This is a genomic window from Cellulomonas citrea, from assembly GCF_009829685.1.
Lineage (GTDB): Bacteria > Actinomycetota > Actinomycetes > Actinomycetales > Cellulomonadaceae > Cellulomonas > Cellulomonas citrea.
The window spans coordinates 1-12,252 of sequence record NZ_VWSD01000089.1 but is presented as its reverse complement, the minus strand read 5'-3'; the positions used below and the strand labels follow the sequence as shown (position 1 = coordinate 12,252).

General features: G+C 73.1%; 13 protein-coding genes. 1 reads left to right on the top strand and 12 read right to left on the bottom strand.

Annotated features, from left to right (window positions below):
* The 6 genes from F2B26_RS10675 to trxA all read right to left on the bottom strand — a co-directional run.
* The coding region (locus F2B26_RS10675) for a glycoside hydrolase family 127 protein (RefSeq protein WP_328698671.1) at positions 1 to 1,456 on the bottom strand (1,456 nt) is incomplete at its 3' end.
* A 7-nt stretch (positions 1,457 to 1,463) separates the two neighbouring features.
* On the bottom strand, positions 1,464 to 2,282 hold the full coding sequence (locus tag F2B26_RS10670) for a carbohydrate ABC transporter permease (protein ID WP_159809154.1): 819 nt from the start codon (positions 2,280 to 2,282) through the stop codon (positions 1,464 to 1,466).
* A complete protein-coding gene (locus tag F2B26_RS10665) occupies positions 2,279 to 3,262 on the bottom strand; it encodes a carbohydrate ABC transporter permease (protein ID WP_159809152.1) in 984 nt (327 codons plus the stop codon). Before F2B26_RS10665 ends, F2B26_RS10670 begins: the two co-directional genes overlap by 4 nt.
* Positions 3,263 to 3,312: 50 nt before the next feature.
* Positions 3,313 to 4,575: a sugar ABC transporter substrate-binding protein gene (locus tag F2B26_RS10660; protein WP_159809150.1), complete on the bottom strand. Its 1,263-nt coding sequence runs from the start codon at positions 4,573 to 4,575 to the stop codon at positions 3,313 to 3,315.
* Positions 4,576 to 4,673: 98 nt separating this feature from the next.
* Positions 4,674 to 5,690, bottom strand: a complete 1,017-nt coding sequence (locus F2B26_RS10655) for a LacI family DNA-binding transcriptional regulator (protein WP_159809148.1) — start codon at positions 5,688 to 5,690, stop codon at positions 4,674 to 4,676.
* Between the two features lie 242 nt (positions 5,691 to 5,932).
* Complete coding sequence (gene trxA / locus F2B26_RS10650; RefSeq protein ID WP_328698672.1) at positions 5,933 to 6,352, bottom strand: thioredoxin; 420 nt, start codon at positions 6,350 to 6,352, stop codon at positions 5,933 to 5,935.
* A 95-nt stretch (positions 6,353 to 6,447) separates the two neighbouring features.
* Between trxA and F2B26_RS10645 the strand changes: the two genes are divergently transcribed.
* A complete protein-coding gene (locus F2B26_RS10645; protein ID WP_159809144.1) occupies positions 6,448 to 7,011 on the top strand; it encodes an NUDIX hydrolase family protein in 564 nt (187 codons plus the stop codon).
* A 39-nt stretch (positions 7,012 to 7,050) separates the two neighbouring features.
* Here F2B26_RS10645 and F2B26_RS10640 read toward each other — a convergent pair whose 3' ends face one another.
* From F2B26_RS10640 to F2B26_RS10615, 6 genes are all read right to left on the bottom strand, one after another.
* Complete coding sequence (locus F2B26_RS10640) at positions 7,051 to 8,718, bottom strand: ABC-F family ATP-binding cassette domain-containing protein (protein ID WP_159809142.1); 1,668 nt, start codon at positions 8,716 to 8,718, stop codon at positions 7,051 to 7,053.
* Positions 8,715 to 9,341 carry an RdgB/HAM1 family non-canonical purine NTP pyrophosphatase gene (gene rdgB / locus F2B26_RS10635; RefSeq protein WP_159809140.1) on the bottom strand — a complete coding sequence of 209 codons (627 nt, stop codon included), beginning with the start codon at positions 9,339 to 9,341 and terminating at the stop codon, positions 8,715 to 8,717. Before rdgB ends, F2B26_RS10640 begins: the two co-directional genes overlap by 4 nt.
* Positions 9,342 to 9,343: 2 nt before the next feature.
* The gene (gene rph, locus F2B26_RS10630; protein WP_159809138.1) at positions 9,344 to 10,099 is read right to left on the bottom strand and encodes a ribonuclease PH; all 756 of its coding nucleotides are present in this window, start codon (positions 10,097 to 10,099) and stop codon (positions 9,344 to 9,346) included.
* Positions 10,100 to 10,178: 79 nt separating this feature from the next.
* Positions 10,179 to 10,967 carry an MBL fold metallo-hydrolase gene (locus tag F2B26_RS10625; protein WP_159809136.1) on the bottom strand — a complete coding sequence of 263 codons (789 nt, stop codon included), beginning with the start codon at positions 10,965 to 10,967 and terminating at the stop codon, positions 10,179 to 10,181.
* A complete protein-coding gene (gene murI / locus F2B26_RS10620) occupies positions 10,964 to 11,779 on the bottom strand; it encodes a glutamate racemase (RefSeq protein WP_159809134.1) in 816 nt (271 codons plus the stop codon). Before murI ends, F2B26_RS10625 begins: the two co-directional genes overlap by 4 nt.
* Positions 11,780 to 11,789: 10 nt before the next feature.
* A partial coding sequence (locus tag F2B26_RS10615; protein ID WP_159809132.1) for a DUF2017 family protein occupies positions 11,790 to 12,252 on the bottom strand: 463 nt, incomplete at its 5' end.

Sequence of the window (12,252 nt, the reverse complement as noted above, 5' to 3'; positions counted from 1 at the left end):
GGTCCGGCGCCTGCGTGACCTCGACCTCGACGCGACCGGCCACCGGGTACCCGGTGCGCACCCGCAGCCCCAGCTCGCCGCCGGCCGCCAGCTGCACGTGCAGGTCGGCGGACGCGTGCTGCCACAACGTCACCGTGTCGCCGTCGACGCCGGCCGCGTACGCCTGCCACGAGGCCAGGGTCCGCGCGACGTTCATCGGGCAGCAGGAGACCTCGAACCACGGCGCCCGGGCCCCGCCCTCGGCGCGCGGGTTGACCGCGTCCGGCAGCACGTCGAGGCCGGGGACCCGTTGCTGCAGCGGATTGGCGTAGAAGAACGCCCGACCGTCGGCCCGCGGCGAGGTGGCCACCACGTTGTAGAAGGTGCGTTCGATGAGGTCGGCGTACCGCACGTCGTCGGTGGCGAGCAGCAGCCGCCACGACACCATGATCGACGCGACCCCCGCGCAGGTCTCGCAGTAGGCGCGGTCCGGCGGCAGCTCCCAGTCCTCCCCGAAACCCTCGTCCTGGTGGTGGGCGCCCATACCGCCGGTGAGGTAGGTGCGCCGCTCGACGGTGCGCGCCCACTGCCCGCGCACGGCGGCCAGCAGCTCGGTGTCACCGCCGTCCACAGCCACGTCGACCGCACCCGCGGCCAGGTAGAGCGCGCGCACCGCGTGCCCGCGCCACACCTGCGCCTCGCGCACCGGCGTCTCGTCCTGGAAGTACGCCGGGCCGAGCAGCGGGATCGGGCCCAGCAGACCGTGCCCGCGCCGCTCGACGAACAGCCGCGCCTGCTCGACGTACCGCGGCTCGTCCAGGGCCCGGCCCAGCTCGGCCAGGCCCACCTCGACCTCCGGGTGCCCGCACACCGCGACCCGGCCCGCAGGGCCGAACGTCGCGCACACGTTGTCCGCCACCTTGCGGGCGACCTCGACGAGCCGGTCGGGCCCGACGGTGCGCAGCCGCGCGACGGCGGCCTGCATGAGGTGGCCCGCGCAGTACAGCTCGTGCCCCTGCTCGAGGTCCGACCAGCGCGGCGGGCGACCCGGGTGCCCGAAGCACGTGTTGAGGTACCCGTCGTCGTCCTGCGCCGCGGCCACCCGCCCGACCAGGGCGAGCAGCTGGGCCTCGACCTGCGGGTCGCCGGTGCGTCCGTGCTCCCAGGCCATCGCCTCGATGAGCTTGTAGACCTCGGAGTCGGAGAACTGCCAGCCCGGTCGGTCCGCTCCGGTGGTGCCGGCCGCGACCCTGTCGAAGTTCTCGACCCAGCCGAGCCGTTCGATCCAGTCGACGCAGTGCTGCAGCGTCGCGTCCCGGTTGACCTGCTGCCGGCCGGCCCAGAAGCCGTCGGTGAGCACCATCTCGGTGAGCGAGACCCCACGTCGGGTCCCGTGCGCGGGGATCACCGGGCGGGCCGAGGTCGCCGTGACGGCGGGGCCGGACGTGGTGGGTGGGGTGGGCAGGGACGTCGTCACGAGTTGCCTAGTCCTTCACCGCGCCGGCGGTGACCCCGGCGGCGACGTAGCGCTGAGCGACCACGAGGAGCACCGCGGCCGGGATGGAGGCCACGGCTGCCGTGGCCATGATGGAGTTCCACTGCGTCGTGTTGTTGCCGATGTAGTGGTAGATGCCGAGCGTGATGGGGATCAGCGCGCCGTTGCGGTTGATGGTCGACGCGAAGATGAAGTCGGACCACGCCCACAGGAACGCGAACAGCGACACGGTGAGCAGCGAGTTGCGGCTGATCGGCAGCACGATCGAGGTGAACGTGCGCCACACCCCGGCCCCGTCGATCCGGGAGGCCTGCAACAGCTCGCGCGGGATGCCGGACATGAACGTGGTGAGCAGCAGGACGGCGAACGGGACCGCGATCGTGGAGTCGGCGATGATGAGCCCGCCGACCGTGTTGAGCATCCCGGCCCGCATGAAGATGACGTAGAAGCCCATCGCCATCGTCACCGCGGGGATCATCTGCGCCACGAGCAGCAGGAAGTTGAGCGTGCCGGAGCCCCGCAGGTGCAGCAGACCGATCGCGTACCCGGCGGGCGCCGCCACGACGAGCGTGAGCAGCACGCAGCCCAGCCCGATGAGCACGCTCGTCCCCAGGTTGGGCAGCTGGTCGCGCAGCACGGCCTGGTAGCCCTCGAGCGTGGGGTCCCACGGGAACCAGTGCGGCGGGCTGGCGCGCAGGTCGCTCGTCTTGGTGAGCGACACGTTGACGATCCAGTACGCCGGGAACAGCATGATCGCGGTGAGGACGACCCCCAGGGCCGTCTTCCAGGCCGACCGACGGGCGTTCATGACTCCTCCTGTCGACGCTGCAGCCGCAGGTAGACGAACCCGAAGACGAGCGCGAGCACGATGAGCAGCGAGCCGATGGCCGCTGCGGGCGAGAAGGCGGGCTGGCCGGTGCCGAAGGCCTCGCGGTAGGACCACACCGCGAAGGTGATGGACGAGTCACCGGGTCCGCCGGTCGTCATGATCCAGATGACGTCGACGACCTTGAGCGTGTAGATCAGCCCGAGCAGCAGGGTGATCGCCGAGACCGGCGCGAGCAGCGGGAACGTGATGCGCCAGAAGGTCGCCCACGAGCCGGCGCCGTCGAGCGAGGCCGCCTCGTACAGGTCGGTGGGGATGTTCTGCAGCCCGGAGTACAGGATCACCAGGTTGAACGGGATGCCCAGCCAGATGTTGGCGATGATGACCGACCACAGCGCCAGGTGCGGGTCGGTGAGCCAGTTGACCCGGTCGCCGCCGAAGGCCACGAGCACCGAGTTGACGATCCCGTTGTCGGAGTTGAGCATCCAGGCCCACGTGGAGGCCGAGACGATGAGCGGCAGCAGCCACGGCACGAGGAACATCCCGCGCAGCACCGCCGAGAGCCGGAAGGACTGGCGGAAGAAGACCGCGAGCGCCAGCCCGATCGAGTACTGGAACACCAGCGAGACCGCGACGAACGCGAGCGTGTGCACGAGCGCGGGCCGGAACGTGTCGGACGTGATGACGTCGACGAAGTTCTTCAGGCCGACGAACTTCGCGTCACCGCGGACGAACGCCCGCGGGGTGTAGTCGTGCAGCGCCAGGTCGACGTTGCGCCACAACGGGTAGGCGTAGAACACGACGAGGTAGACCAGGAGCGGGGTGGCGAAGGCGAGCGCCGCCCACCGCGGGCCGTGCATCCCGTGCGCGGCCCGGCGTGGCCCCGGGGGTGCCCCGGAGGCGGCGGTCGCCGCCTCCGGGGCCAGGACGCCCGAGCTGACGGGCGATGTGCTGTGCTTCATCTCGGACGTCCTCCTTCAGGTCCCCCGCGCATGTGACCGGTGGCTGCTGGTCAGCCGATCGCCTTCTGGGCGGCGGCCTGGGCCTTGGTCAGTGCGTCCTGCGGTGAGGCGGAGCCGCTGAGCGCCTGCTGCACGGCGGTCCACAGCTGCTCGGAGATCTTCGGGTACTTCGTGCCCAGGTCGTCGCTGGTGCGGCCCTTGGCGGCCTTGACCGCGTCGACCCAGGTCGACAGCTCCGGGTGCTCCTTGAGCAGCGCCGCCTGCCCGTCCGTGGTCGGCGGGATGTAGTAGGCGAACGTGTCGGCGGTCTGGACGAACCCGTCGGTGGTCGTCATGCAGTCGATGATCTTCTTGGTCGCGGTGTAGCGGCCGGTGTCCTTCTGCACCGGTGCGACGATGAACTCACCGCCGGTGGGGGCCGGTGCCGCGCCGCCGGTGACCCCGGGCAGCGTGATGACGCCGGTCGGGAAGCTCGCGGACTTGGCGGAGTTGACCTGCCAGGTGCCGTTCTCGGCGAAGCCGAAGTCACCGGTGAGGAACTCCTCCCAGGTGGTGTTCTGGGAGTTCTGGATCACCGAGTTGGGGGCGTAGCCCTGCTTGACCCAGTCGGTCCACAGGCTGAGCGCCTTGACGGCCTCAGGCGAGTCGAGCGTGGTGAGGTCGGCGCCCGCACCCCAGAACCACGGCAGGAACTGGAACGAGCCCTCCTCGGTGCCGATGCCGGCGAAGGTGATGCCCTTGTGCCCGGCTGCCTTGATCTTGGCGAGCGCCGCGTCGAGGGAGTCCCAGCTCGTGACGGTCGACGGGTCCACACCGGCCGCGTCGAGGATCGTCTTGTTGTAGTAGAGCGCGAGGGTGTTGGCGCCGATCGGGATGCCCCAGGTGTCCGACCCGGTCTGGCCCGCGGCCAGCAGGTTGGCGTCGATCGCCGAGGTGTCCAGCCCCAGGTCCTTGGTCGTCGTGAGCATGCCGGTGTCGGCGAGCGTGGAGACCGCGGGGTTGTCGATGAGGATGACGTCGGGCGAGGTGCCCTCCTGCGCGGCCAGCAGCGCCTGGTTGGTGAGCGCCGTGGTGTCGTAGGCGGTGCGCTTGATGGTGACACCGGCCTCGTCACCGCAGGTCTGCACGCGCTTGGCCCAGCTCGAGCTCTCGTCGTGCTGCGGGTACGGGTCCCACCAGGTGTAGCTGCCGCCGCTCGCACCCGTCGTCGTCGACGACGACGAGCCGCCGGACGAGCAGGCCGTGACTCCCACGCTGAGCAGCACGGCTGCGCCGACCGCACCGGCGGCGCGCCATGTGGCTGACTTCCTCATGTTTCCTCCTTGAAACGGGATGGGCGATGCTCCGACCCGAGCCGGGACGCTCGGGGCGGGTGTCGGGCCGGACGGGCAGGTCCCGGCCGGGGGCTCGACTAGGCCTGCGGGGCGGCCGTGCTGCCCCGGTCGACCAGCTCGGGTTGCAGCAGCCGCACGACGTACGGCTCCTGGCTCGTGGGGTCCTCGATGCGACGCACGAGCTGGCGGACGGCGAGCCGGCCGAGCCGGTCGGGTGCGCTCTCGATCGAGGAGTAGGGCAGCGAGAACGTCCGGGCGAACTCGTCGGAGTAGCGGCCGACGACGGACAGGTCGCGCGGTGCCTGCAGACCGCGGGCGTTGAGCACGGAGGGCAGCGCCGCGGCGGCGGCCTCGTTGTGCAGCAGCAGACCGGTGGCCTGCGGGTAGCGGTCGAGCAGGTCGACGAGGTGGGCGCCGACGGCCGGCTGCTGGGACTCGCCGTGCTCGACGTGCAGCAGCAGGCCGCGCACGGCTGCCTGCTCGACGGCCGCGTCGCGCAGCCGGCGCACGTACCCGCCGCCGCGGACCAGCACGTGCTCGGGCTGCAGCACGAGCACCGCCTCACGGTGCCCGAGGCCGGCGAGGTGGTCGACCATCATGCGACCGGCCTCGGCGAAGTCCAGGTCGAAGACGTCCAGCCCGGTGCAGTCCAGCGGCAGCCCGACGAGGGCGCCCGGCTGGGGGGCGGCGCGCAGCACCGGCAGGCGGTCGTCGTCGTCGGCGACGTTGAGCAGCACGACGCCGTCGACCATGCGCTGGTCGGTGATCCGCTTGAGCGCCCGGGCCCCGTCGGGCTCGGTGACCATGAGGATGTCGTAGCCGAGCTCACGGGCGACGTCGGCCACGCCGAGCATGTACTGCAGCATCGCGGGTGCGAACTCGTCCTGGAGGAACTGGACGAGCAGGCCGAGCACCATCGTCTGCGACGTGGCCAGCGCCCGGGCCCCCGCGTTGGGCGCGTAGCCCAGGGCCTCGACGGCCGCCATCACCTTGCTCACCACCTCGGGCGAGATGGAGCGCTTGCCGGACAGCGCGTAGGAGGCGGTGCTGCGGGAGACCCCCGCGGCCTTCGCCACGTCACCGATCGTCGCCATTGTCGCTCCTGTGATCGTCGAACCGGTTCGAAGACTAGGCGCGGATCACGGGAGAAATCAAGCCCCACCGACCGCGAATGTGGCGCCCCTCACTCGAATCGGTTCGACACCGCACGCACGAGACTCACCCGCCCCACGACGCCCGGGCGCTCCGCCCGGACACAGCGACGCCCCGCAGACCAGGTCTGCGGGGCGTCGTCGTGCGTCGTATGTGCGGCGGCGGTGCCACCGCGGCGCGAGCGTCAGGCCTTGGCGGCGGCGCTCTCGGCGATCTTGGCGCGGACCTCGTCCATGTCCAGCTCCTTGACCGCGGTCATCACCTGCTCCAGCGCGGGGCCGGGCAGGGCGCCGGCCTGGCGGAACACGAGGACTCCGTCGCGGAACGCCATGAGCGTGGGGATGGACGTGATCTGCAGCTCGGCGGCGAGCTGCTGCTCGGCATCGGTGTCGACCTTGGCGTGCACGATGTCGGTGTGCGCCTCCGAGGACTTCTCGAAGACCGGGCCGAACTGACGGCACGGGCCGCACCAGGTGGCCCAGAAGTCGACGAACACGATGTCGTTCTCGGTGATCGTCTTCTCGATCGTGTCCCCGGTGAGGGTGATGGTGGCCATGGGTCCTACTCTCGATTCACGGTCGTGGTCACGCACCTCAGCGCACATGAGGTCCGCGGTATTCCCGCTCACGATACCCCGTGGGGTATATCGACCGGGTGCACGTTTCGCCTCGACGGCTCAGTCCGGGGTACAACTTGCCGGTGACCGACACCGCCGAGTTCCCGCGCGACCCGGACGAGCCCGATCGCCCCGCCGGCTGGCTGTCCGAGGGCGAGCTGTCCGTCGTCCGCCGCCAGCTGCCGATCCTGTACGTCGACGCCGTCCCGGTGCGGGTCGACGACTCCGGTGACGTCATCGCCGTCGGGCTGCTGCTGCGGATCACCGCGACCGGGATGATGACCCGCGCGCTCGTCTCCGGCCGGGTCAACTACCACGAGCGGGTGCGCGACGCGCTCGTGCGCCACGTCGAGAAGGACCTCGGCCCGATGGCGCTGCCGCAGATCCCCTCGTCCCCGCAGCCGTTCACCGTGGCCGAGTACTTCCCCACCCCCGGCATCACCGCCTACCACGACGCCCGCCAGCACGCTGTCTCACTGGCCTACGTCGTGCCGGTCGCCGGGGACTGCCGCCCCCAGCAGGACGCCCTCGAGCTGGCCTGGCTCACCCCGGAGCAGGCCTGCGAGGACTCCGTCCAGCTGGAGATGCAGGGCGGGCAGGGTGTGCTGCTGCGCCAGGCGATGGCGTTCGTCGGACGCCTGCCCTGAGCCCCGACGCCTCACCGCCCGGCGGGCGCCCCGCCGGTCTCAGCGGTCGGCGAGGGCGAGCGTCGGCCAGCCGATGAGGTCGGCCCGCATCCGGCGGTCGTGCGTGGCCACCACCACCGCCGCCGACGTCGCCAGCAGCGCCTGCGTGAGGTCGTCGACCAGGCCGACCGACAGGTGGTTCGTCGGCTCGTCGAGCAGCAGCACGTGCGGGGCGGGCAGCAGCACGCAGGCCAGCGCGAACCGGCGCCGCTGCCCCACCGACAGCTGCGCGAGCGGGCGGTCCAGGTCGTGCTCGGCCAGCAGCCCGAGCGCGGCCAGCGGCACCAGGTGCGCCGGGTCGAGCCGGCCCGCCGCGAGCAGCCGACGGGCCAGCAGCCCGTAGGCCTCGAAACCGGTGAGGGAGGTGTCGTCCACCGTCACCTGCTCGCCGGCCACCGGGTCGAGCGCCGCCAGCTCCCCGGGCCCCGCGGCGGTGTCCTGCACGAGCACGCCCACGCGCACCCCGGGACCGAGCGAGCGCACCCCGCGGTCCAGCCCGACCGTCCCGGCCAGCGCCGCGAGCAGCGTCGACTTGCCCGCCCCGTTGCCCCCGGTGACCAGCAGCCGGGAGCACGGCTCGATCTCCACCCGCACCCCGGGCAGGTCGAGCCGGCCGGCGACCTTCGGCGCCCGCAGGTCGAGCAACGGCCCACCCTCCCAGCCCGACGGCAACGACGGCAGGTCCGGGAAGCGCAGCCGGGGCGGCGGCTGCGGCACCGCGACCGCCCGCTCGGTGTGCCGCTCGATGAGCCGGTCCACGGCCTTCACCGTCGTGCGGGCATGGGTGGCACGGCGGTTGCGGTCCGAGCCCTTGGGCGGGCGCCACTCGTCCGACAGGTTCTCGTAGGAGGTGTCCAGCCGCCCGGCCAGCCGTTGCGCCTCGACCCGTTCGGCACGGAACCGGGCCGCCCAGCGGCGCAGCATCTGCTCCTTGGCGAAGCGGTAGTCGGCGTACCGGGTGGCGCCGTACAACGCCGGGCGCCCGTCCATCGCCGGGTCCAGGTCGCAGATCGCGGTCATGAGCGCGTCGAGCAGCCAGCGGTCGTGCGTCACGATGACCAGTGCGCCGGACCGGGTGAGCAGCTCGTGCGTGAGGTGCTCCACACCGGCGGAGTCCAGGTGGTTGGTCGGCTCGTCGAGCAGCAGCACATCGGCCCGCTCGGCCAGCCGGCAGGCCAGCCGCACCCGGTACCGCTCCCCCACCGACAGCTGCGCGAGCGGGACGTCCCGGTCCCGCGGGGCCCCGAACCGGGTGAGCCCCTCGTCCAGCCGACGGTCCACGTCCCAGGCCGCCAGACGCTCCACCTGCTCGGCAGCGCGCGCCAGCAGCTGCGGGCCCACGTCGGGGTCCTCGGCGGCGCGGAGCCAGGCCTGCTCGGCCGCACGCACCCCCGTCAAGGACGCGTCCAGCACGGAGCCGACCGTCGCACCGTCGTCGACCGGCAGCTCCTGGGCCACCATGGCGAGCGACCCCGTGCGGCGCACCGTCCCCGACCGCGGCGCCAGCTCACCGGCCAGCACGCGCAGCAGCGTCGTCTTGCCGGCGCCGTTCTCCCCGACGAGCCCGATGCGGTCGCCCTCGCTCACCACGAGGTCGAACCCGTCGAGCACGGGCCGCCCGGGGTAGCCGAAGCTCACGTCGTCGGCCACCAGCTGGACGGCGCTCACGACCCCAGGGCGCGCACCAGGGCCGGGACCAGGGCACGGAACGCCTGGCCGCGGTGACTGCGCGCGTTCTTCTCCTCCGGTGCGAGCTCGGCGCACGTGCGCCGCTCCCCGGTGGGCACCAGGACCGGGTCGTAGCCGAACCCGTGACTGCCCCGCGGGGCCGTGGCGAGCGTGCCGACCAGGGCGCCGTGCTCGACGACCTCGCGCCCGTCCGGGGTCACGAGGGCCGCCGCGCAGACGAACCGGGCACCGCGGTGCGGGTCGGCGATGTCGGCCAGCTGGGCCAGCAGCAGGTCGAGGTTCGCGGCGTCGTCACCGTGCCGCCCGCACCAGCGTGCCGAGAAGATGCCCGGCGCACCGCCGAGCACGTCGACCGCCAGCCCGGAGTCGTCGGCCACGGCCGGCAGCCCGGTCGCGGCCACGATCGCCCGCGCCTTGATGAGGGCGTTCGCCTCGAAGGTGAGACCGTCCTCCACCGGTTCGGGCAGCCCCAGGTCACCCGCCGAGACCACCGCGGCCGGGTCCAGCCCGGGCAACGCCGGCGAGAGGATGGCGCGCAGCTCACCGAGCTTGTGCCGGTTGTGGGTCGCCAGGACGAGGCGGGCCGGGCCTGCGTCGCCCATCGTCACCCCTCGTCGACGTTCGCGAGCGCCAGCTGCTGCATCTGGGCAAGCTCGGACGTGCCGACCAGCGCCAGGTCGAGCAGCGCGTCGAGCTCGCTGCGGTCGAACGGCGCGTGCTCGGCGGTGCCCTGCACCTCGACGAACCGGCCCGAGCCGGTGACCACGACGTTCATGTCGGTGTCCGCGCGCACGTCCTCCACGTAGGGCAGGTCGAGCACCGGGGTGCCGTCCACGATCCCGACACTGATCGCCGAGACGGAGTCGGTGAGCACCTCGCCGCGCACGATCCCGCGCCCGCGCGCCCAGCTGAGGGCGTCGACGAGGGCGACGTAGGCCCCGGTGATCGCGGCGGTGCGGGTGCCGCCGTCGGCGCGCAGCACGTCGCAGTCCAGCACCACGGTGTTCTCGCCGAGCGCCTTGGTGTCCACGACCGCCCGCAACGAGCGCCCCACGAGACGGGAGATCTCATGGGTGCGGCCGCCGATCTTGCCGCGCACGGACTCACGGTCCGAGCGGGTGGTGGTCGAGCGCGGCAGCATCGAGTACTCGGCCGTGACCCAGCCCTCGCCGGAGCCCTTGCGCCAGCGCGGCACACCCTCGGTGAACGAGGCGACGCACAGCACCGTGGTGCCGCCGAAGGTGACGAGCACGCTGCCCTCCCCGACGTCGAGGAACCGGCGGGTGAGGGTGACCGGACGCAGCTGGTCGGCCGCGCGACCGTCGGCGCGCACGAACCCGGTGGAGGGGGAGGAAGCCATGCACCGAGCCTAGCCGGGCGCCGTCACAGTCCTCCGGGCCGGGTCCCGCACCCGGCGGGCGGCCGGGTCCCGCCGCTGCTCAGAGCACGTAGACCTGGCCGGGCGCCGCCATGTCCACCCGACCGGAGTAGACCTCACGCGCCTCGGCCAGCGCCCGCAGCGGGTCGTTCCAGGCCGGCAGGTGGGTGAGCACCAGGTGCGCCGTCCCGCCGCGCCGGGCCGCCTCGCCCGCCCGGCGCCCGGTGAGGTGCACCCCGCGGGACGCGTCGTCGCGGCCCTCGTGGTACGCCGCCTCGGCGAGCAGCAGATCGGCCCCGGACGCCAGCGCGTCCAGCCCGGGCCCGGCATCGGTGTCGCCGGTGTAGGCCAGCCGCACGGTGCGGGCCGGGTCCGCGTCGGACGGGCCGACCACGCGGACGCCGAACGCGGGCACCGAGTGGTTCATCGCGACCGGCTCCAGGCGCAGCGGACCCACCTGCACGGGCACCTGCGGGTCCCAGCAGCGCACGTCGAACTGACCGCTGGAGTCCGTGGCCGGGTCCGTGCCGCCGAGCTCGGCGATCCGTGCGGCGGTGCCGACCGGACCCCACAACGGCACCGCGGGGCACGGGCCGCCCGGCCGGTAGCGGCGCAGCACGTTGAGCACGACGAGGTCGGCGCAGTGGTCGGCGTGCAGGTGGCTGATCGCCACCGCGTCCAGCGCGGTCGGGTCGCCGAGGGCCTGCAGCGGGCCGAGCGCGCCGTTGCCCAGGTCGAGCAGCACCGACCAGGTGCGACCGTCGGCGCCCTGCGCCTGCACGAGGTACGCCGAGGCCGCCGACGTCGCGCTCGGGAACGACCCCGCGCAGCCGAGCACCGTGAGCCTCATCGCAGCGACCCCGCCCCCTCCACCGAGCCGACCTCCGGCCCCAGGAACCGGCGGGCAAGACCGGCGAACGCCACCGGGTCCCCGGTCGCCACGAACCGGTGCGCCGGCGCCCCGGCGGCCGGGTCGCGCTGCAGGTCGTGCGCGACGAGCGTGCGCACCACGTCCTGCGCCGTCTGCTCGGCGCTGGAGACCAGCGTGACCTCGTCGCCCATGACGTAGGAGATCACCCCGGTGAGCAGCGGGTAGTGGGTGCAGCCCAGCACGAGGGTGTCGACCCCGGCCTCGCGCACCGGGTCGAGGTACTCGTGCGCGACCGCGAGCGCCTCCGGCCCGGTGGTCACGCCCGCCTCGACGAGCTCGACGAACCGCGGGCAGGCCCGGGACGTGAGGTGGATGCCCGGTGCGGCGGCCAGCGCGTCGTCGTAGGCGCGCGAGGAGATGGTGGACGCGGTGCCGATCACCCCCACGTGCCCGGACCGGGTGGCGGCCACCGCGCGCCGCGCGGCCGGCAGGATCACCTCGACCACCGGCAGGCCGTGCCGCTGGGTGTACCGCTCACGGGCGTCGCGCAACGTGGCCGACGACGCCGTGTTGCAGGCGATGACCAGCATCTTCACCCCGGCGTCCACGAGGTCGTCCATGACGGCCAGGGCATGGGCCCGCACCGCGGCCAGCGGTTTGGTCCCGTACGGGGTGTTGAGCGTGTCGCCGATGTAGAGCACCTGCTCGTGCGGGAGCTGGTCGATCACCGCACGGGCCACCGTGAGCCCACCGACGCCGGAGTCGAAGATCCCGATGGGCGCGTCGTGCATGGTTGCCAGCCTAGGCGCTGGCCGTGCCCGGCAGCTCGGGCGGGTCGGGCAGCCCGGCGAGCAGCACGTCCATGAGGGTCTCCTGCCACCAGGTGAGCGCGTCGTACACCTCGCCCAGGGCGCGGCGGTGGCTGTCACGGTCCCGCCGCCGGCGCGGCGCCGCGAGCTCGGCGTGCAGGGCCTCGGCGTCGGCGTCGGTGCGCAACCCGAGGCGTTCGGCCAGGACGAGCCGCACATCGGTGATCGCCGCGGCGAACCGCCCGGCGTCCTCGACCCGCACGAGCACCCGGTCGGGCCGCTCCCCCGGCGGCGCCGTCGTCAGGGTGCGGACCAGCAGGTCCAGGCCGGCGACCTTGGTCGCCCGCAGGTCGTCCTGGGTGAGCCGGCGGAACTCCGCCGCGACCTGCGCGTCCTGGCGGGAGGCGTCTGGCAGCAGCCGGGCCAGGGCCGGGTCGGCCGGCGGCAGCGCGGCG